Origin of the sequence: Parahoeflea alexandrii, from assembly GCF_024105735.1 — a bacterium.
GTDB lineage: Bacteria > Pseudomonadota > Alphaproteobacteria > Rhizobiales > Rhizobiaceae > Hoeflea > Hoeflea alexandrii.
In genome coordinates, this window is the sequence record NZ_JAAAML010000001.1 from 1017602 (window position 1) to 1037889 (window position 20288).

The 20288-nt window shown below is 60.2% G+C and carries 21 protein-coding genes; 9 read left to right on the top strand and 12 right to left on the bottom strand.

Annotated elements, in window-relative coordinates; all coding sequences use genetic code 11:
- Nucleotide 1 precedes the first annotated feature (1 nt).
- The 3 genes from GTW23_RS04700 (at nt 2) to GTW23_RS04710 (ending at nt 2558) form a co-directional block, all read left to right on the top strand.
- On the top strand, nt 2–1024 hold the full coding sequence (locus GTW23_RS04700; RefSeq protein ID WP_252914817.1) for a threonine-phosphate decarboxylase: 1023 nt from the start codon (nt 2–4) through the stop codon (nt 1022–1024).
- A complete protein-coding gene (gene cbiB, locus GTW23_RS04705; protein ID WP_252914818.1) occupies nt 1024–1995 on the top strand; it encodes an adenosylcobinamide-phosphate synthase CbiB in 972 nt (323 codons plus the stop codon). Before GTW23_RS04700 ends, cbiB begins: the two co-directional genes overlap by 1 nt.
- Before the next feature lie 131 nt (nt 1996–2126).
- Entirely contained in the window at nt 2127–2558 is a 432-nt protein-coding gene (locus GTW23_RS04710) for a L,D-transpeptidase (RefSeq protein WP_152008018.1), read from the top strand.
- A 63-nt stretch (nt 2559–2621) separates the two neighbouring features.
- On the opposite strand, the gene GTW23_RS04715 is transcribed toward GTW23_RS04710, so the two are convergent.
- From GTW23_RS04715 to hemN, 7 genes are all read right to left on the bottom strand, one after another.
- Complete coding sequence (locus tag GTW23_RS04715) at nt 2622–3551, bottom strand: lipid A biosynthesis lauroyl acyltransferase (protein WP_252915567.1); 930 nt, start codon at nt 3549–3551, stop codon at nt 2622–2624.
- Between the two features lie 33 nt (nt 3552–3584).
- Nucleotides 3585–4613: a zinc-binding dehydrogenase gene (locus GTW23_RS04720; protein WP_252914819.1), complete on the bottom strand. Its 1029-nt coding sequence runs from the start codon at nt 4611–4613 to the stop codon at nt 3585–3587.
- A gap of 160 nt (nt 4614–4773) precedes the next feature.
- Nucleotides 4774–6060, bottom strand: a complete 1287-nt coding sequence (locus GTW23_RS04725) for a beta-ketoacyl-ACP synthase (protein ID WP_252914820.1) — start codon at nt 6058–6060, stop codon at nt 4774–4776.
- A complete protein-coding gene (locus GTW23_RS04730) occupies nt 6057–7259 on the bottom strand; it encodes a beta-ketoacyl-ACP synthase (protein ID WP_252914821.1) in 1203 nt (400 codons plus the stop codon). Before GTW23_RS04730 ends, GTW23_RS04725 begins: the two co-directional genes overlap by 4 nt.
- Nucleotides 7256–7741: a 3-hydroxyacyl-ACP dehydratase FabZ family protein gene (locus GTW23_RS04735; protein ID WP_252914822.1), complete on the bottom strand. Its 486-nt coding sequence runs from the start codon at nt 7739–7741 to the stop codon at nt 7256–7258. The genes GTW23_RS04730 and GTW23_RS04735 overlap by 4 nt, the downstream gene beginning before the upstream one ends.
- A 23-nt stretch (nt 7742–7764) precedes the next feature.
- Entirely contained in the window at nt 7765–8049 is a 285-nt protein-coding gene (locus GTW23_RS04740; protein ID WP_252914823.1) for an acyl carrier protein, read from the bottom strand.
- A gap of 120 nt (nt 8050–8169) precedes the next feature.
- Nucleotides 8170–9519 carry an oxygen-independent coproporphyrinogen III oxidase gene (hemN, locus tag GTW23_RS04745; protein WP_252914824.1) on the bottom strand — a complete coding sequence of 450 codons (1350 nt, stop codon included), beginning with the start codon at nt 9517–9519 and terminating at the stop codon, nt 8170–8172.
- A 167-nt stretch (nt 9520–9686) separates the two neighbouring features.
- Here hemN and GTW23_RS04750 point away from each other — a divergent pair, with 167 nt between their 5' ends.
- From GTW23_RS04750 to GTW23_RS04760, 3 genes are all read left to right on the top strand, one after another.
- The gene (locus GTW23_RS04750; protein WP_152008025.1) at nt 9687–10412 is read left to right on the top strand and encodes a Crp/Fnr family transcriptional regulator; all 726 of its coding nucleotides are present in this window, start codon (nt 9687–9689) and stop codon (nt 10410–10412) included.
- A gap of 446 nt (nt 10413–10858) precedes the next feature.
- Nucleotides 10859–11557: a PAS domain-containing protein gene (locus tag GTW23_RS04755; protein WP_252914825.1), complete on the top strand. Its 699-nt coding sequence runs from the start codon at nt 10859–10861 to the stop codon at nt 11555–11557.
- 358 nt (nt 11558–11915) lie between these two features.
- Nucleotides 11916–13580, top strand: coding sequence for an electron transfer flavoprotein-ubiquinone oxidoreductase (locus tag GTW23_RS04760; RefSeq protein ID WP_252914826.1), 1665 nt, complete (start codon nt 11916–11918; stop codon nt 13578–13580).
- Between the two features lie 90 nt (nt 13581–13670).
- Here the strand turns inward: GTW23_RS04760 and GTW23_RS04765 are convergent, their stop codons facing one another.
- From GTW23_RS04765 to GTW23_RS04780, 4 genes are all read right to left on the bottom strand, one after another.
- Nucleotides 13671–14567, bottom strand: a complete 897-nt coding sequence (locus tag GTW23_RS04765; protein ID WP_252914827.1) for a heme-dependent oxidative N-demethylase family protein — start codon at nt 14565–14567, stop codon at nt 13671–13673.
- Nucleotides 14568–14653: 86 nt separating this feature from the next.
- Complete coding sequence (locus GTW23_RS04770) at nt 14654–16153, bottom strand: AMP nucleosidase (protein ID WP_252914828.1); 1500 nt, start codon at nt 16151–16153, stop codon at nt 14654–14656.
- Nucleotides 16154–16271: 118 nt separating this feature from the next.
- Nucleotides 16272–16445: a hypothetical protein gene (locus GTW23_RS04775; protein WP_193217208.1), complete on the bottom strand. Its 174-nt coding sequence runs from the start codon at nt 16443–16445 to the stop codon at nt 16272–16274.
- Nucleotides 16446–16469: 24 nt separating this feature from the next.
- The gene (locus GTW23_RS04780; protein WP_193217209.1) at nt 16470–16640 is read right to left on the bottom strand and encodes a hypothetical protein; all 171 of its coding nucleotides are present in this window, start codon (nt 16638–16640) and stop codon (nt 16470–16472) included.
- 309 nt (nt 16641–16949) lie between these two features.
- Here GTW23_RS04780 and GTW23_RS04785 point away from each other — a divergent pair, with 309 nt between their 5' ends.
- A complete protein-coding gene (locus tag GTW23_RS04785; protein ID WP_252914829.1) occupies nt 16950–18170 on the top strand; it encodes a GGDEF domain-containing protein in 1221 nt (406 codons plus the stop codon).
- Between the two features lie 113 nt (nt 18171–18283).
- Entirely contained in the window at nt 18284–18985 is a 702-nt protein-coding gene (locus GTW23_RS04790; RefSeq protein ID WP_252914830.1) for a glutathione S-transferase family protein, read from the top strand.
- A gap of 75 nt (nt 18986–19060) precedes the next feature.
- Here the strand turns inward: GTW23_RS04790 and GTW23_RS04795 are convergent, their stop codons facing one another.
- Nucleotides 19061–19408 carry a DUF2147 domain-containing protein gene (locus tag GTW23_RS04795; protein WP_152008032.1) on the bottom strand — a complete coding sequence of 116 codons (348 nt, stop codon included), beginning with the start codon at nt 19406–19408 and terminating at the stop codon, nt 19061–19063.
- A 466-nt stretch (nt 19409–19874) separates the two neighbouring features.
- On the opposite strand from GTW23_RS04795, the gene GTW23_RS04800 reads away from it, so the two are divergent.
- The gene (locus tag GTW23_RS04800; protein WP_152008033.1) at nt 19875–20141 is read left to right on the top strand and encodes a sel1 repeat family protein; all 267 of its coding nucleotides are present in this window, start codon (nt 19875–19877) and stop codon (nt 20139–20141) included.
- Nucleotides 20142–20288 lie beyond the last annotated feature (147 nt).

Consider the following 20288-nt stretch of genomic DNA (forward strand, 5'->3'; position numbering starts at 1 on the left):
GATGGCACAGGAAATCCACGCACCGATTGCCCATGGCGGCGCGCTGTCCGAAGCCATCGCCCGGTTTGGCGGCACGGCTTCCGAATGGCTCGATCTTTCAACCGGGATCAGTCCGTTCAGCCTGCCGTTGCCCGAGCTTCCGGCTGATTGCTGGCGGTGTCTGCCCGAGCAGGCTGAGGTTCAACGGGTCTGCGAACTGGCAAAGCGCCACTACGGTGCCTCGGTGGTGCCGGTCGCAGTGCCAGGCACGCAGGCAGCGATCCAGTTGCTGCCTTTCCTGGCGCCGAACGCCTCCGAGGTCGCCATTGTTTCGCCGACCTATGGCGAGTATGCGCGGGCCTATGAGCGGATGGACATGACGGTCGATCCGGTCGGCACGCTTGACGCCGCGGCCGCCACGCGTGCCGGTGTTGCAATTCTGGCAAATCCCAACAATCCGGATGGCCGGGAGACACAGCGCGATGATGTCTTCGGCTTCGTGCGGTCACAGAGACATCGCCTGGTGATCGTGGACGAGGCGTTCGCCGACATGCGGCAGGACCTGTCGATGGTGGGGGCTGCCGGGATGGAGCCAAACCTGGTGGTCATGCGCTCTTTCGGCAAGTTCTTCGGTCTTGCCGGCCTGCGGCTCGGGTTTGTGTTCGCTGAAGCGGGGCTTGCGAAGATCCTCAGCGAGCGGCTCGGGCCCTGGGCCGTCTCCGGTCCGTCGCTGGCTATTGCAGCGCACGCCTTCAGCAGGCTCGATCTTATCAACGAGATCCGCAGCAAGCTCGACAAGGCCCACATCATGACGCGTTCGGCGCTGAAGATGGCGCGGGTACCGATTGTCGGGGAAACCGCGCTGTTCTTCTATTGCGAGGTCGGCGACGGTGCCGCGGTTCGCGACATGCTTGCCAGCCACAAGCTGCTGGTGCGCGCGTTTGATCACAGCCCGTCGCGGATCCGCATCGGACTGGCGCCGGACGAGCTTTCCGCCGTCCGGCTTCGCGAAACCTTGCGGCTGATGGAGCCGCGGACGTCGTAATGGGTCATCTCGCGGTTCTGCTGATCGCCCTGATTGTCGACCGCATCATCGGGGATCCCGATTGGCTCTGGCGCCGGATCAGCCATCCGGTTGTGCTTTTCGGCCATGCCATCGGCTTCGCCGACAGAAAGTTCAATCGCCCAGCGGATATGGCCGGCAAGCGGCGGCGCAACGGGAACGTGACAATCGCGGTTCTGTTGATCGGTTCTGCCATCATTGGGGGCGTGCTGGCCAGCCTGTTCGGTCGTCTGGGGCTTGTCGGCATCGTACTGGAAGTAATCGTCGTTGCCGTCTTTCTGGCGCAGAAGAGCCTTGCCGACCACGTGGAAGCCGTGGCGCATGGCTTGCGCGAAGGCGGCCTGGCGGGCGGACGAGCCGCGGTTTCAATGATCGTCGGGCGCGATCCCGAAGCACTCGACCAATCCGGGGTCTCGCGTGCAGCGATTGAAAGCCTGGCGGAGAATTTCTCCGACGGAATTGTTGCGCCGGCGCTCTGGTATGCGGTTTTCGGGCTGCCCGGGCTGTTGGCCTACAAGATGCTCAACACCGCGGATTCCATGATCGGGCATCTCAATGAGCGGCACCGGGATTTCGGGCGCGCGGCGGCCAGGCTGGACGACTTCGCAAACTGGCCTGCCGCCCGTCTCTCGGCACTGTTGATTGCTGCCGGGGCTGGCTTGAGCAGGGGTGTGCCGGCGATGCGGCGGGCAGCGGAAACGACACTCACGGATTCCGGCCTGCACCGGTCTCCCAATGCCGGATGGCCAGAGGCTGCGATGGCGGGCGCGACCGGGTTGGCACTGGCCGGGCCGCGGCAGTACGGCGGAGAGCTGGTGATGGAGGCCAGCCTCAACGCCGCCGGCCGCAGGCAAGCTGGGTCCGCGGACATTGTCGCTGCGCTGGGGATCTTTTGGAGAGCATGCGACAGCCTTGCTCTGCTGGTCGTGCTGCTTTTTCTTGTGGTTTTTTAAGCAATTAAAAACAACACTTTAGATCTGTGTCGAAAATTTTATATTGTATTTTAACTTTAACTTGAAAAATCATCTGTCTAAAGTAGTCGTCGGCTTGCTTAAACAGCAGCAGGGCAACTGGGGAACTTATCATGCAAAAACTGATCATGGCCGGGCTTTTGGCCTTTTCGCTCCTTCCATTCTCATCCGTTTCGGCGTTCGCTGCCAAGCTTATTGCCAGCGTGGACATCTCGTCCCAGACAATGGTGGTCAAGCACAACGGCAAGGTGAAGTACACGTGGCCAGTATCCACCGGGCGCAAGGGATATTCCACTCCCACCGGAAGCTATTCGGCCAAGTGGCTGTCGCGGCATCACCGTTCGCGCAAGTACAACAACGCGCCAATGCCTTATGCGGTGTTCTATCATCGCGGCTACGCGGTTCACGCGACCTACGACACCAAGCGTCTCGGACGCCCCGCCTCGCATGGCTGCGTTCGCCTGGCTCCGGAAAATGCAGCCAAGTTCTTCGCGCTGGTGCAGCAGGCCGGCAACAAGAACACGCGCATCGTGATCAATCACTAAGCAACCGCATCACTGATCTGGCCCGGTTCTGCCGGGCCTTTTCGATGAGGGTGAAGTGGCGTCTTACGTCTTCAGTGAATGCTTGATCGCCCAGCGATCATGGAACCACTGCCACTGACCGGGATATTCCCGCACCCAGCTTTCAACCTTGTCGTTCAGTTTCTGGGCGGTTGCCACGACGTCGACGCTGCCATCGGCGTTGCGCGGGATCTCCATTGCCGGCTCGACTTCCAGCCGGTGCCTGCCGCCGGGCAGGCGTATGGAGCGTGCCGGGTAGACTTCGCAATCATACTGGCGGACCAGCTTTGCCAGCAGCGGGTTGGTGTTGACCTCCAAACCGAAGAACGAGGTCTTGGCACCCTTGTGGAATTTCTGGTCGACCAGCACGCCGACACCGTCTCCGCTTTCCAGCCTGCGGGCAAGGGCGAACGCGGCGCCGGCCCGCGAGGGGACAAGGTGCCCCATCTTCGTGCGCCGCGCAGCCAGGACCCGCCGGGCGATGTAGGGATTGTTGGGCGGGCGGAACAGCACCATCACATCAAGGCCGAACGTGGCGGCGGCGATCGGCAGGAGTTCGAAATTGCCGGTATGGGCGGTGAAGACGATGAAGGGTTTGTTCTCGTCGCGCAGCTTGAGAAAGGTGTCGGCACCGCCGACTTCGATGCGCCCGGGCTCGGTGGCGTCCGGATCGAAATCGAACAGCTGGTCGAGGAACACGTACTCGGCAGCCAGGCGGGACATGTTGCCCCACATGTCGATGGCGATCTTGTGCCGCTCGGCTTCCGGCATATCCGGAAAGGCCCTGGCAAGATTGGTCATGGCCAGATTGTGACGCGGGGTGATGGGACCGATGCGCCGGGCCATGTAATCGACAAAGTTGATTGCCCCGTCGGCAGGAAAAAGCGAAATGATCCGCAGCAACCCGAAAATGGCTCTTGCGATCAGCCAGTCCCGGACACGCCTGAGTGCAATGACAATGCGCGTCAGCGCCATGCGGAATGTGTGCGACATCGCTTTGCGCCGGGCTCAATCCATCCTGAGGATAATCTTGCCGAACACGTCCCGGCCTTCCATGCGCGCCAGGGCGGTGTCGATATCGTCGAAACCGACCTCGGTGTCGATGACCGGATGGACCAGACCGGCAGCCATCTTCTGCATGGCGTCCGCCATGTTCTCCATCCGGCAGCCGAAGGAGCCGAACAGCTTGAGCTGCTGCTGGAACAGCATCATCAGGTTCATTTGTGTCGAGACTCCGGAGGTTGATCCGCAGGTCACCAGCCGGCCGCCTCGCTTGAGCGAGAGCATGGAGCCGGCCCAGGTGTCCGCGCCCACATGTTCGAAGACGACATCGACGCCGCGCTTCTTGGTGAGCTTGCGGACAACGCCTTCAAACCGGTCCTCGCGGTAATTGATGACGTGATCGGCGCCCAGCGCTTTCGCCGGCTCGATCTTGGCGTCGGAGCCGACGGTGGTAATGACCGTGCAGCCGATCTTCTTGGCAAGCTGGATTGCAGCCGAACCGATGCCGGAGCCGCCCGCGTGGATCAGGATGGTCTCGCCCGGCTCCAGCCTGGCATTGTCGAACAGCATGTGTTCGACCGTACCGAAGGTGACGGGAGCAACGGCCGCGCCGACCGGGGTGACGCCCGGCGGTGCGGGAACAAGAAGCCGGGCCGGCAGGTTGACCTTTTCCTGGGCGAAGCCGTCGAGATGGAAGCCGTGCACGCCGCTGACATGTTCGCACAGGTTGTCGCGGCCTTCCCGGCAGGGACGGCACAGACCGCAGGTGCGTGCGCCGTAGATCGAGACCAGCTGTCCCGGGACCAGACCCGCAACACCCTGTCCGATGGCGTCGACGGTGCCTGAAGCCTCTGCGCCGATGACCAACGGCATCTTGCGCTTGGCAAAGGCCATGCCGCGCCATCCCCAGACATCGATATGGTTGAGTGCGACAGCCTTGACCGAAACGGTGACTTCACCGATGCCCGGCGGCGGCGGCGGCGGCAGATCGACCGTTTCAAGCTTGCGATCCTCGATCAGTTGCAGTGCCCGCATGGATAGTGTCCTTCTCGGCTCGGTGGCGTGAGCCACCAGAAATTCTACAGGTTGCCCTGCATGGCGCGCACCCCGCGCTCAGCCTCATGATTGTGCGCTCACCGGTCCAAGGATGCATGATCAGTCCGGAGCCGGCCGTCCTGCCGGAGCGGGTGATGACTTAAGCGGGTTCCGCCGACATGACAAGGCATGCGTTCTGTCCGCCAAATCCAAACGAATTCGAAAGCACGCTGGTGACCGTGGCATCTCGCTTGACGTTGGGGACAACATCGAGCGGTATGGACGGGTCCGGATTGTCGTAATTGATGGTGGGCGGAAGGGTGCCGGTGCTGATCGTCAGCAGCGAAAAGACGGCTTCGACCGCACCGGCGGCGGTCAGCGTGTGACCGATCATCGACTTGTTGGACGAGACGGGAACCTCCGGCATGCGTTCGCCGAAGACGGTGGATAAGGAAAGATATTCCATCTTGTCGTTTTCCGGCGTGGAGGTGCCGTGCGCATTGATGTAACCGATCTGGTCGGCCGACAGCCCGGCATCCTCGAGGGCTGCGCGAATGGTGGCAATGGCCGGCGCGCCGCTGGGCGAAGAACGCGTGCGGTGGAAGTCGTCGGCCTTCTCGCCGCAGCCGCTGATGATGCCCAGAACCCTTGCGCCGCGGCTGATCGCGGCCTCGAGAGATTCCAGCACCAGGGTGGCGGAACCTTCGGCGATGACGAAGCCGTCCCGATCCTTGGTGAAGGGACGTGATGCTTTTTCCGGCGGGTCGTTGTTGGTCGACAGGGCCGACAGCAGCGAAAACCGGATCAGGGATTCAGCGCTTACCGAGCCGTCGGTGGCGACACTGAGGGCGCGGTCGGTGCGGCCCTGCCGGATTGCCTCGACGCCAAGCTGGATCGCTGTGGCGCCGGAAGCGCAGGCGGTCGACAGCGTGACGGGCAGGCCGCGGGTTCCAAAGCTGTCGGCCAGTCGCTCGGAGATCGAGCCGAACAGGATGGCTTCATGGTAGGTCGGATCTGCCTTTTCGCGCAGCACCGCGAGGAACTGCTCATAGGCGTTTCCGGTCACCTGCTCGGGCTTGACCCTGTCTCCAAGGTTAAAGCGGTCGTTCCACTCGGGCTCGATCGGTGGCGCAGCCAGAAACAGGGGGCCACCGAAGTCGCCCGAAATACCTGCCTGTGCGAGCGCCTCGATGGTGGTCTCCCGGGCGAATGCAAAAGACCGCTCGACCGCGTTGGGTGCGGGGATGTCGATGAAATCAACGGTGCCGCAAATGCGGGTGGACAAGCCTTCCGACGGGAAACGGGTGATCGGGTGGATGCCGGATTTTCCCGATGTCAGGGCTGCCCAGTTGTCTGTGACGCCCTGGCCGAGGGAAGAGACGACCCCCATGCCGGTGACGGCGACCAGTGGACGGCCAAGATGGTCCTTGTAGGCTGCTTTGCTCATGACATCCTCGTCAGTCGGGCGATGCCCTCACCGCGGAAATGACCGACACTGGTCACGATCGCAGCGTTGGCTGCTGTCGATGCGGGCGCGTCCTCGCCAGCAGCAAACGGGCTGATCGGGGCGTCATCATCGAGAGCCATGCAAGCCAGCGCCACAGCGGTTGGAAAATGGGCTTCAATGGAATGGCCGAACAATGCGCCAACCGTGCGAACGGGCGCGGAGGGAAACCGAGACTTCAGGAAAGCTCGCTCTCGTGCGCTGAGATCCGGGTAGCCGCTTGCGCCGGAAAACACCACCGTGTCGCCGTCGTCGGAAGCACCGGTTTCATCGGCGAGGCCGGCAAGGCGCTGTTCCATGCGCTCGCCTTCGCGTGACCCGCGGTCACCCAGCACTGCATCGAGCCGGGCGTAGATATGCGCCCCCCGGGCCTGGGCGTGCTCAAGCGATTCGAGAACGAGGAACGCGCCGGCAGTGCCCAGGTTCATGCCATTGGCGGTGCCGTCGCTGTTCCAGAAGGCTGCTTCAGGGTCCTTGCCGAGGCCCTGGACGGCTTCCATCACCATCAGCATGTCGAGCCGTTCGGAAACGAAGGCGCCGCCGACCAGGCAGTGGGTCGATTGTCCGGCGGCAATGCGGGCATGGCCGGTCTCGATCGCCGAAATGCCGGCGCCTTCCTCGCCCATCAGGGTGCGGGACGAGCCGGTCACCTTGTGGACAATGGAAATGTTGCCGGCCAGCAGGTTGGACAATTGCGCCAGAAACAGGGTCGGACGCAACTCGGTGGTCAGCTTCTCGTTGAGCAATTGCTCACGGTCGTTGCGCTTGCGGCTTTCCTCGACGATGAGGCTGTCCACGGCGATGTCGCGCTCGCCGCCGCCAGCGGAGACGATCATGTCCATCGAGGCACACGCCTCGGCGTCTTCCTTCAGGCCTGCATCATCAAGGGCGAGGCCGGCTGCATAAACGCCCAGCCGCTGCCAGTTTTCCATCTGGCGCTGATCGCCCCGGCGGGGAATCTGCGTGGACCAGTCGATCTCGGGAAGCGGATAGACGGTGTAGGGCGCAAACCGCTCGCTGTCGGTCACCTTCTGCGGGGTCCCACCCGTCATCAACTGCTCGCGATGGGCCTGGCGCCCGACTCCGAGCGAAGTAACAAGTCCGATGCCGGTAACGACCACCTGGTGGCGCGTATCTGTCATTGCGGTTCTCCTGCAGCGTTCGCCAAGGCGGTCAAAAGCCCCACCTCTTCGGCTCTCTTGCGAACAATATCAGCAAGCGGAACCTGATCGAACGCGACTGTCCTGAACTTGAGCTGGCTGTCTGCGACCTTCTTGCCGGCGCTTGTGATGCGCGCCTTGGTGACGGCATAGCCCGAGCCTTCGTGCTCAAGTGTCGCCGAAATCTCCAACGGCGTGCCCGGCTTGACGAAATCACGCATCTTGGCACCGTCGACCGCCATCAGGAACGGCATCGCCGCGAATCCGGTCTTGGCCAGGATCATGAAGCCGCTGGCCTGGGCCATGGTTTCAATCAGCAAGACCCCTGGCACAAGCGGCATGCCGGGAAAGTGACCTTCGAAAACGGGACTGGCATCGGGAACCGTGGAGCTTGCGACCAGCGTTGCGGCATCAAGGTCAAGCGCCTCGATCCGGTCAATCATCTGGAAGTATTCAAGCTGCATGAGACGCCTCGCCGTGCCGGGCTTCAGCCCTTGGCGGCCCTCAGCTCGTCGATCTTGGTGCAGAGGTTGCCAAGCACAAAGTATTCTTCCGTCGAAGCCTTGCCGTCATTGACTTCCTGAGTCCACTGCTCAAGCGGAATCTTGATGCCGAATTCCTTGTCGACAGCAAACACGATGTCGAGAAAATCGAGGCTGTCGATTCCCAGATCGTCGATGGTGTGGCTCTCAGGGGTGATGGAATCGCGGTCAATCTCGCTTGTCTCGGCGATGATGTCAGCGACCTTGTCGAATGTTGCGGTCACGCTCATTTCCTCATTGGATCACAGTTTGGCGGAAGCTATAGAAAAATCCGGCGCAAAAGCCAATGGCTTCTTTGCCCGGCATTTTCCGAAGCGGCCGGTTCCGTCGATCAAATGGGTTCGCTGTGCTTACACCGCAAGTGAATGACGCGCGACACCGGTGCCGAAGTATCCGTCGAAGGCCGATGCTACCGAGCGGACAAAGGGTTGTCCCTTTGGCGTGATCTGGAACAGGCCGCCGGAAAACTCGACCATGCCATCTGTGTCTGACGTCGCCAGGTATTCCGCCTCATCCAGGATGCTTTCCGCAGCGCCGCCGAACTCATGGCGTATGGTTGCGAAGGAGAAGGCGAAATCGCACATCAGCAACTCGATGATGCGCGCCCGGATGCGGTCTTCTTCCGATAGCTCGAAGCCGCGCACCACCGGAAGCTGACCCAGATTGACCTGCCGCTGGTACTCGCCGGTGGAAGGCTGGTTCTGGACATAGCCTTGCGGCAATTGACCGATCGAGGAAGCGCCCATGCCGATCAGCGCGTCGGCGGTGTCGCTGGTGTAGCCCTGGAAGTTTCTGCGCATGCTGCCTGATGCTGCAGCAATCGCCAGGCTGTCGCCGGGCAGGGCGAAATGATCGATGCCGATGGCGGTGTAACCGGAAGAGGTCAGCGTCGAGGCAGCGCGGTTCATCTGGGCGAATCGTTCGGTGAGGTCCGGAAGCGCTGCTTCATCGATCATTTTCTGGTGTGTCTTCATCCAGGGAACATGGGCGTATCCGAAAAGCGCGATCCGGTCCGGCGCAAGCGAAAGCACCTGCTTGATGGTCTGATCGACGGATTGACGGGTTTGATGCGGCAGGCCGTAAAGCACATCACAGTTGACGGACCTGACGCCGCGTGCGCGCACCTGCTCGACAACATCCCGGGTCTGCTCGAAGGTCTGCTCGCGATTGATCGCCTTCTGGACCTTCTCATCGAAATCCTGAACCCCGATGGATGCGCGGGTCATGCCGATCTCGGCGAGCGCGTCGTATTTCTCGGCTGTCAGATCGTTGGGGTCCATCTCGACGCTGATTTCCGCATTGGCATCGAAGCTGAACCTGCTGCGCAGCATCTGGTTCAAGGCCACCATGTCGTCGGGCCGCAGCATTGTCGGCGAACCGCCACCAAGGTGCAGTGCGGTGACCCGGCATTTGGGATCGACCAGACCCGAGATCGTTTCCATCTCGTTTTCGAGCGCGGACAGGTAGGTCTTCAGCGGGTCGTAACGCAGGGTCTGCTTTGTGTTGCAGCCGCAGAACCAGCAAAGCCGATCGCACCACGGAATGTGGATGTACAGGGACAGCGTCTGGCCCGGCTTCAAGCCGCGCAGCCAGCGCGCATAAGTTTCGCCGTCGATGCCAGCGTGAAAATGCGGGGCGGTGGGGTAGCTGGTGTAGCGGGGAGCCGGACCACCGTGCTTGCGGACGAAATCTTTTTGCATTTGCTGCCTCTTTCCTAGCAAGCCGTACTTTGCCTGACATGCGCCATCCCGCCTTGACTTTGATCAAACTGCGCTGTTCTTTGAGCACAACTTCATGCGCCGGCACGGCACGGACGGCGCCTTTCGGAGGCAAGCGGGTGGTCATCCCGTGCGCCAGTGAGGACTTGATGGACGCAAAGCGCAAAGACATCCACAATTCCGACATTCCGTTGCTTTGCCGGGCCTGTGAGGCTCGCCACCAGGGCGTTTGCGGCGCGCTGTCAACAGACCAACTCGTTTCCCTGAACAAGCAATCCACCCGCAAACGCGTGAATTCCGGCGTTGAACTGATCGGCGAGACCCAGCGAACAGACAGCTATGCCAACATCATTTCCGGGGTGGTGAAGCTGACCAAGATGATGGCCGACGGCCGCCAGCAGATTGTCGGTTTGCAATTTGCACCTGATTTTCTGGGGCGCCCGTTTCGTTCCGACAGCGGAATTACCGCCGATGCCGCGACGGAAGTGAATATCTGCAGTTTCCCCAAGGCCATGATCGACCGGATGATCAAGGACACTCCGGAACTGGAGCACAAGCTGCTTGAACAAACGCTCAAGGAACTTGACGAGGCGCGGGACTGGATGCTGACATTGGGCCGCAAGACCGCGTCAGAGAAAGTCGCGAGCTTCCTTTCCCTCATTGCCACCCACATCAACCCGGAATGGGAATCGGGGCCACTGAGCTTCGAATTGCCGCTGACCCGCTCCGATATTGCCGATTTCCTGGGGCTGACGATCGAAACGGTGAGCCGCCAGATGACAAAGCTCCGCAAGGAAGGCGTGATCGTGATCCGCAACAACCGTATGGTGGAAGTGCCGGACCTTGCGCGGCTGGTTGAAAGAGCTTCCGCCTAGAGCCTTGTGAGATTTTCTGTTCGGCTCTGCCGATGTAGTTTCGATCAGTCAGTTGATGTCCATTGCGGTATTGATTCTGTAAGGTGACTGTCATTGCCAAATGACTGTCTGCGCCTGATATTCTGGCCGGTCTTGAGAACTCGGTTTTTGAGGCAGTGTTCATCCTGTCTGCCGGTCGAGGCTGCGTATACCAGAGAGCGCAGGTTACATGATCACCCTTTAGTGATATTTTTTCTCATTAATTTCAGTATTTTGGGGTGCTTCTTCCGAAAATACCGACTTTATGCAAACTGTATTGCGCAGCATCGGCCACCTGCGCTCGGCGATTTTGGGCTTTTAGTGAACCGGTTGCGTGTGAATGCGTGTAAAAGCTGACTTGCAGAAGCAGCAAAATTGCCACTATACAGATAATTCTAAAAAAGGCCGGAAGCATAATAGAGGGCTCGATGCTGTCTGCTCTGATCCAGAATTTCGACCAGCTTGGCAACGAATTGCTCGTTGCCGTGGGGCGTGGCGATGAGGCAGAGATCAATCGCATCGATGCCCAGTTGCAGCCACTTACTTGCCGGATCTTTGAGTTCGAAGCCAGGGACCACAGCGAGGTGGTGGCGCAGATCGCATTCTTCAATCGGCTTGCGATGAAAAACTGCGAGGATGACAGCAGTGTAAGGCGCTATACCACGATGATGTCGAACCTGTTTGTTCGCTATCTTGAACCTGGTGGCGCTCACAACTCGCTTTCACCAAAGATCAAACAACCCGCGCTGATCGATGGGTACGACCCCTCTCTGCATGAACTTGTGCTTGATTCAATCCCTGAGCGGGTTGCTGTTTTTGATCTTGATTACCGCTACATCTACTGCAACCAGCGCAATGCCGAGTTCCATAACAAGCGCCCGTCGGACTTCATCGGCAGGCACCTGCTCGACATGATCGACCACAAACGTTTCCAGAGCAGGGCCAAGCCCCGAATGGACCAGTGTTTCGGCGGCGCGCGAATTTCCTACAATTACGAGGCAGCCGACGCGCACGGCCGGCTTTTCGACATCCAATGCCGGATGACCCCGTTTACGGCACCTGACAAAACGATCGCCGGCGCGGTGCTTGTTCTCAACATGCAGCCGATTTTCGCCAAGACAGCCTGACAAGGTTCATTCGCTTCTTCGTGTTTTTCCATCTGTTTCGCCGGTGAGGGATTGGCCCCGGTCTCCTTCACCGTTGCGATCGTACGCCGGTACCCGCGCCCAACGGAAAGCCGCTGGGGACATCGGTGCTCTCAATTGTTGACGTTTACGTGAACGTCAGAATTTGCTAGGGAACAATGCAAATCCTGTCGCATCCCGGCTCGACTTCGCGCGTGTCATTTGTCAAACAGGATGAAACGGCCTGTGGGCGAGGAGGGTGGGCAGCAATGCTCCGGTCGCGCACTCGGACCGGTGTTGAATTGATTTGGTGCGTTTGCCCCGACAGGGCGTCGCCGGATCACAGAGGCGAGGACGTCCGATGACTGATGTGAATGAGCTTCCCGAACGCGAAAGCATGGAATTTGATGTTGTGATCGTGGGAGCAGGCCCCGCAGGTCTGTCAGCCGCCATACGGCTCAAGCAGCTCGATCCCGAACTGACGGTGGTCGTTCTGGAGAAGGGCGGCGAAGTCGGTGCGCACATTCTCTCGGGCGCCGTGGTAGACCCGATCGGCATCGACAAGCTCATTCCCGATTGGCGCGACGATCCGGATCATCCGTTCAAGACGCCGGTGAAGGCGGATCACTTCCTGGTGCTCGGGCCGGCCGGCTCGATCAGGCTGCCCAATTTCATGATGCCGCCGCTGATGAACAATCACGGCAACTACATCGTGTCGCTGTCCAACGTGACCAAGTGGCTCGGCGAGCGTGCCGAGGCGCTGGGTGTTGAGATTTATCCGGGATTTGCCGCCAGCGAAGTGCTGACCGATGACAACGGGGCGGTGATCGGCGTGGCCACCGGCGACATGGGTGTCGAGCGCAATGGCGAGCCTGGCCCCAACTATGCGCGCGGCATGGCGCTTCTGGGCAAATACGTGCTGATCGGCGAGGGCGTCCGCGGGTCGCTTGCCAAACAGCTGATCTCCCGCTTCAAGCTCGACGAGGGGCGCGAGCCGCAGAAATACGGAATTGGTCTCAAGGAGCTGTGGCAGGTCAAGCCGGAGCATCACAAGCCGGGCCTGGTGCAGCATTCGTTCGGCTGGCCGCTCGACATGAAGACCGGCGGCGGCTCCTTCCTGTATCATCTCGAGGACAACCAGGTGGCCGTCGGCTTCGTCGTCCACCTCAACTACAAGAACCCCTGGTTGTCGCCGTTCGAGGAGTTCCAGCGCTTCAAGACGCACGCGGCCATCGCGCCGGTGTTCGAGGGCGCCAAGCGCATCGGCTACGGCGCCCGGGCGATTTCCGAAGGTGGCTGGCAGTCGGTGCCGAAGCTGGTCTTCCCGGGCGGCGCGCTGATCGGCTGCTCGGCCGGTTTCGTCAACGTCGCCCGCATCAAGGGATCGCACAATGCGGTGCTTTCGGGAATGATGGCGGCGGAACATGCCGCCGAAGCCATCGCTGCGGGCCGCGCGCAGGACACGCTTGACGGCTACGATGCGGCCTGGCGGGCATCCGAGATCGGCAAGGATCTCAAGAAGGTGCGCAACGTCAAGCCGTTGTGGTCGAAACTCGGCACCATCGGCGGCGTGGCGCTTGGCGGTCTCGACATGTGGCTCAACACCCTCTTCGGCGTTTCGCCATTTGGCACGATGGCTCACGGCAAGGCGGACTACGCGGCGCTCGAGCCGGCCGCCAAGCACAAGAAGATCGAGTACCCTAAGCCCGATGGCGTGCTGACCTTTGACAAGCTGTCGTCGGTGTTCCTGTCCAACACCAATCACGAGGAAGACCAGCCGGTGCACCTGCAGCTCAAGGACCCGGCCCTGCAGAAAACCTCCGAACTCGAGGTCTATGCCGGGCCTTCCAACCGCTATTGCCCTGCAGGCGTCTACGAATGGGTGGAAACCGATGGTTCGCCGACCTTCGTGATCAACGCGCAGAACTGTGTGCACTGCAAGACCTGCGACATCAAGGATCCGAACCAGAACATCAACTGGGTGCCGCCGCAGGGCGGCGAGGGGCCTGTCTACACGAACATGTAATTGCAGGACTGAGAATCAGCGGCCTCGACCGCATGTGAAAACGGCCGTGTTCGCGCGGCCGTTTTCCGTTTGAGGCGTTCCCGGTGGTCCTCAGCCGGTCTGGTTCTCACCGATCTTGGCCAGCCGCACAAGCAGCTTATCCTGCTCGGTGGCAAGGCCCTTGTAGGTCCGTTGGGCGGGGCTGAGAGCCTTGACCTGGGCGGCGATGGCCGAGGCCAGTCTTGGGCCTTCGGGATCGGCTTCAAGAGCTGACAGCGGATCGATGTAGATCCGGATCGTGAACAGGATGTCATCGCTTACGGGCAGTTTGCGCAGGGTCTGGCGTTCGAGCCGCAGATAGACATTCCTGGCGACCGGACCCGGGCCGAAGCGTCCTTCCCCGGTTGCGTGCGTGTTCGGATGAAACAGCTCCGGATCGCCGTAAACCGACCAGTTCCAGCGCACCACGGGCATGTCGACACGCAGGTTGTCGAACATGCGCTCGATCAGTCCGGCATTGCGGGTGCCTTCCGCAAAACCAGGGACCGGCGCATGAATTTCATGCATCGGGCGGCGGAATTTCTCGCGCAGATTCCACGATGAGGGAAAGCACACCGAAGCTGCGGCAAGCCGCCATCCCGCTTCGCCCTTGCGCATCAGCACCAGATCTTCCTGCACCCGAAGAGCGGCCTGGTGCAGGAGCGGCAGCGGTGCACCATCCGGTGCTGAAAACGCGAGGTCCGGTGAGGCGTGTGCGTCCGGTTCAAAGTGCAAGCCGAGATGGGTGTGGATGAGGTCATAAACCTCTCGCTGGGCATCTTCAGTGCCGGGTTCGGCCACGAAGACATCCTCGAAACGATCATTGGTCAGGCGGAGCTTTTCGGCGATGTAGCCGGAATGGTGGTCGTCAACATCGATCCAGGTTGCCGGATCAAGCCGCGAGAGCCCGATGGCGAAGGGTGGTGCCGAGCCGTCATAGGGCGTGTGAAGCTCTGCCTTGTCCGTCATGTTTCCCGGTCTGTCATGCGTCTTGTGGAGAATCCCGGTGCTTCGGTCCATTGGCTTGCATCGCCACGGGCCGAAGCAGGATATCGCTACTGGAATGCCGTCTCGAAGAAACTTCTCAGCTTGCGTGAATGCAGCCGTTCTGGAGGCATGGCGGCGAGTTTCTGCATGGCCAGCAGTCCGATCTGCAGGTGCTGATTGACCTGGGTCTTGTAAAACGCCGACGCCATGCCGGGCAGCTTGAGTTCGCCATGCAGCGGCTTGTCGGAGACGCAGAGCAGCGTGCCGTAGGGGACGCGGAAGCGGAAGCCGTTGGCCGCGATGGTGGCGGATTCCATGTCGAGTGCAATGGCGCGCGATTGCGACAGCCGCTGCACCGGGCCGCGCTGGTCGCGGAGTTCCCAGTTGCGGTTGTCGATGGTGGCCACCGTGCCGGTGCGCATGATCCGCTTGAGATCGTAGCCATCGAGCCCGGTGACTTCGGCGACCGCGTCCTGAACCGCCACCTGCACCTCGGCCAGCGCCGGGATCGGCACCCAGGCCGGCAGGTCGTCGTCAAGCACGTGGTCCTCGCGGACATAGGCATGGGCCAGCACGTAATCGCCGAGATTCTGGCTGTTGCGCAGGCCGGCGCAATGGCCGAGCATCAGCCATGCGTGCGGGCGCAGCACCGCGATATGATCGGTAATGGTCTTGGCATTGGACGGTCCGACGCCGATATTGACCATGGTGATGCCGCCGTGATCCTTGCGCTTCAGATGATAGGCAGGCATCTGCGGCAGGCGAGCGGGGGCAATACCTTCGGTCGGGCTGCCGTGGCCTGTCGGGGTGATCAGATTGCCGGGCTCAACGAAGAACTCGTAGTCGCTATTGCCTTCGGACATCAGGGTGCGGGCGTGGGCGCAGAATTCGTCAATGTAGAACTGGTAGTTGGTAAACAGCACGAAATTCTGGAAATGATCCGGTGCGGTTGCGGTGTAGTGCGACAGGCGCGCCAGCGAATAGTCGATGCGCTGCGCCTTGAACGGGGCGAGCGGCTGCGATTCACCGGGCGCCGGCTCGTAAAGTCCGTTGACGATCTCATCATCGGTGGTGGCAAGATCGGGGGTGTCGAACAGGTCGCGCAACGGCATGTCGAGCTTTTCGGCGACGGCCGCTTCGACATAAGCGCCTTCGCCAAAGGCGAAATGCAGCGGGATCGGGGTTTCCGATTCAGAAACCGTCAGCGGTGTGCCGTGATTGCGCAACAGCAGTTCGAACTGTGTTGTCAGGTAAGCGCGGAACAGCGAGGGCCTTGTGATAGTCGCGGCATAGCGCCCCGGTGAGACCACGTGGCCGTAGGATAGTCGGGAATCGATCATGCCGAAGGAGGTCGTCTCCAGGCTGATCTGGGGATAGAAGGCGCGATAGCGGCCTGCCGGCTTTTCCGTTGCAAGGCCCTGAAAGGCCTCGCACAAAAAACGTGTGTTGCGATCATATATGGCTTCAAGCGCGGCAACCGCGCTCGCCGCGTCGGAAAATTCCTGCGGTTCGACCGGGTCCGGTGAAATGAAGCCGTTGGCGATGTGGGAAGAGATTCGTTGGTTCATGCATCGTTATATACGAGAAATGATTGCAAGGAAAAGACGACCGGAGCCGAAAGGACTTTCAGCTCCGCGGATGGATATCCGATGCCAATTGCTTTTGGCTTGGGTCGCCTCGTCCGGGTCAGTTGCTGTTGCGTTGCAGGGTGACATAAAGGACGTACCCGGCGCCTGACAGTCCCGGCCCCTTGTCGCCGGTCTGGGCGTAGGCGAAAGCGCCGACGGGACCAACCAAAAAGCTGACCAGAGCAGTGATGCGCAGCAGGGTGGTGATCGAGTGATGAATACGAGCTCTCATGAAATCGGTCCTTTGAAGTCGGCGTCAGCGCGAAGCGGTGCAGGTCAGGGCGGGATGAAAAACGCAGGCATCGATCGCGCCGTTGTGCCAACCGTTCCGGCGGCGGTCGCTGTTGGCGACGGCTGCAGCCATCAGCAGTGCAAAGATCAGAAAGACCAGGCAGATGATGATGAAGCGGCGTGCGATGGTGCTCATGCGTCTTGTTCCCTTCTTGTGGGAGGACATTCGCATAGCCCTGCTGAACGCTGCCTGAGACAGGCGTTCATCTGGCGTTCAATGTGATTAACCGAACAGGCAGAGCGGGCAGGGAGGGCAGGGTGAGGATTGCCGTTCCGAATGCACTGTTGCAGCGGGCTCGCGGTAATGCGCTGAACTGAAAGGCGGCGGAAATGTTTACGGATTGGTCATGCTGTCTGAGGAAAGCCCGGGCGCTTTGTTGCCAGATTATTAGAAAATAAAACTACAGTCTTCATATTCGGCCCTGCTAATCAAAGGGCTTGAAATATGAGAAGGCCTACGGACAACCCCACGGATGGCACGATCCAGCGGCCGGTGCTCGACCGCCTGCTGCGGTTCGATCGCAGCACCGAAGCCCGGTATGAAGCGGAGCATGGGCGCTGGCGGGCGGCGCATTTGCGCCACACCATCATCTTCGGTGTCCTGCTTTATGTCCTGCACGATATCTCGACCTATCTGCTGCTGCCGGACCACTACTGGATCATCGTGCTCGCGACCCTGTTTGTGATCGTTCCCTGTTCGCTTGCAGTGGCCCATATGATGGCCAGGGTTTCCGCCGGACCGAGGGAACTCTTGGCCACGGGAGCAATACTTACCGCGACCGCCTTGCCGATTTTCATGATGTATTATTCGGATGCACCACACAGCACCCACATGAATACGGAAGTGATCCTGTGCATCGTGTTTGCCAACATGGTGATGGCGCTGAGGTTCCGGCATGCCCTTGTCTACTCGTCTCTGGTGCTCCTTTGGGCCGCTTCCGCGGTGCTGATGAAGCAGGGAGTTGCTCTCGAACTGAAGATTGCACTGTGTTTTCAGTTCACGAGCGTCTGCTTGCTGACCACCTACTCGAACTACGTGGTCGAGCGTCGGCGCTGCCGGGACTACCGCACATCGCTCGAAGCAATGATGCGGGCCGAGATGGCTGAAACATCGGAAAAGCAGTTCCAGGAAATGTCGAAAACCGACGCGTTGACAGGCTTGCCCAACCGTCGCTTTCTCGATGAGCGGCTTGGTGAATGGTTTACCGGTGACGGATCGGCGGCGGCAGTGATGATGATCGATATCGATCATTTCAAGCTGTTCAATGACACGCTCGGTCATCCGGCGGGGGATGAATGCCTCAAGCTGATCGCGGACGCTTTCCGAAGCGCGTTCTCTGAACCGGATGCGTTCTGTGCGCGCTTTGGCGGCGAGGAATTCATTCTGGCGATCCGGGAGACCGAAGAGGTTCATGCCCGCCATCTTGCAAATGCTGTGGTCCGGGCCATCGAGGCTCTTGGTATTCCCCATCCGGGACGCAGCGACGGGGTCGAGGTGGTGACCGTCAGTGTCGGTGTGGCGCTCAACCCGCTATCAGGGCCGGTCTCGCAACACGAGATGCTGTCACAGGCGGACGAGGCGCTCTACCAGGCTAAGCGCGCGGGACGAAACCGGTTCGTCATGCGCAACGACGTTGTCGATCCGAGGATCGCGGTCAGTCCCTGACACTCAACTCCTGAAAACTCTCGTATAGGCAGCGCAAGAAGCATCCTCCTGTTCGGGGATTGCCAAACGGCGCTCCATTCCACATCCTGCCTCGCGCAACCAAAGGAATGGCGATGACCCCGCAGACCAAAGCAATCGAACTGTATTACTGGCCGACGCCGAACGGATGGAAAATTACCATCATGCTGGAGGAACTCGGCGTTCCCTACGAGGTCCGATACGTCAATATCGGCAAGGGTGAGCAGTTCGAGCCGTCTTTCCTGGCGATTGCGCCGAACAACCGGATGCCGGCGATTATCGATCCGGAGGGGCCGGACGGTGAGCCGATACCGGTTTTTGAATCAGGCGCGATCCTGCAATATCTCGGCCGCAAGTTCGGACGGTTCTATCCGTCGGAGGAACGGGCGCGTGTGGAAGTCGATCAATGGCTGTTCTGGCAGATGGGCGGACTGGGGCCGATGGCCGGACAGGCGCACCATTTCCGTCAATATGCGCCTGAGCAGGTTCCCTACGCGATCGAGCGCTACACCAATGAGGTCAACCGGCTTTATGGCGTGATGGACCGGAGGCTTGCCGACCGCGATTATCTTGCTGGTGACTATTCGATCGCCGACATGGCGGCGATCGGCTGGGTCAGGCCTTACAGGAACCAGGGACAGGACCTGGCGGACTTTCCCAATCTGAAACGCTGGTTCGAAACGTTGATGGCACGGCCGGCAGTAGAGAAGGGATGCAATATCGGTATCGAGTACCGCCGGAACCTGGCTGACGACAAGGATGCGCAGAAAGTGCTTTTCGGTCAGAAGGCGCGATAGCCGCGGTCAATAACAAAGACCCGCGCCGAAATGCCGGCGCGGGCCCTTGTTCCAAAGGATCAACGGAGACCTGGATCAGAGTTTGGCCCACGTTTGCGATTTGCTGGTCAGCGGAGTGCATACAAGAACGCAGCCGCGGAGCCTGATCTTGTTCCCGGTAATCTTTGCATCGCCCTTGTACGTCTTGTCATCGGCGGGATCCGTCATGGTACCGCTGTAGTTTCCATTGCTGCCTGACATCTTTCCGATTCTCTTGCCGGCATGCTTGCCGGTTTTCAGCGTCACGCAATAAGCGCCGCCGCAGGACGAAATCGCAGCGGTCTCGCCACTCTCAGTCTTCCAGTTGCCTTCGATAGGGTCTGCCAGTGCAGGAGCGGACAGGGCTGCAAAAAGCGCGCCTGCTACAATCAGTTTGCGGATCATGGTGTTCCTCCCAGGAATATGAAGCGCTTCCTCAAGCGCATTTCTTACTTAACTCGGATTTAGGTAAAGATAAACTGGGATTTCTGAGGGGCGAAGAACGGTTCTCGATGATCTCTCCGGGATGGCAATTCTGCCTGCCTCATCCCTGGTCCCGCCGCGTTTTCAGAAAATGCGATGCATGTTTGGTTAGCCGTCCGTAACTTTTCCGCCTGTTCCGAAAACACCGAATCCGCTCAGTCTGGCCGGAACGCAACGGCTTTGATGTTTAACAGAATCCCAAGTTTACCAAGCCTTCGGACTTTGTTCGTTTCCAGTTAAGCATGCAATTTAACTCGCTTTTTAATCGATAGCGGCACACTTCAATCCAACAACACAGCGCCGGGCCAAACCGGACAAAGGCATCAAATGCTGGCTCTTGAGAGCTGACAGGGACAACGAAACGAAACCGAATACGGGGACTGGAAAAATGGCACGTTACGAAATTCACGATCAGGATCAGGCAATCATCGGCGGCGAAGCCAAGGCCGACGTCTTTTGTGAAATGGGTCTGATGTATGCGACCGGACGCGAATGCGAAGTCGACTTCGTTGCTGCGCACAAGTGGCTCAACATTGCCGCCATCAAGGGTTCGGACCGGGCTGCCACGCTGCGCGCCGAGCTCGCCGAAAGCATGAGCAAGGCCGAACTGGCAGCGGCGCTGCGTGCTGCTCGCGAATGGATGACCATGCATTGATTGGGGCTTTGTTCCCGGCATCGCGCCGGAACGGCCTTTGCAGGGCAGGGCACCTTGCCGGGCGGCACAAAGCAGCCTGCGAAATGACTTTACCTCGAGGGGAACGAGGCGGGAGCCTTCACTTCGGACAAACCGGAGAGGCTTTCA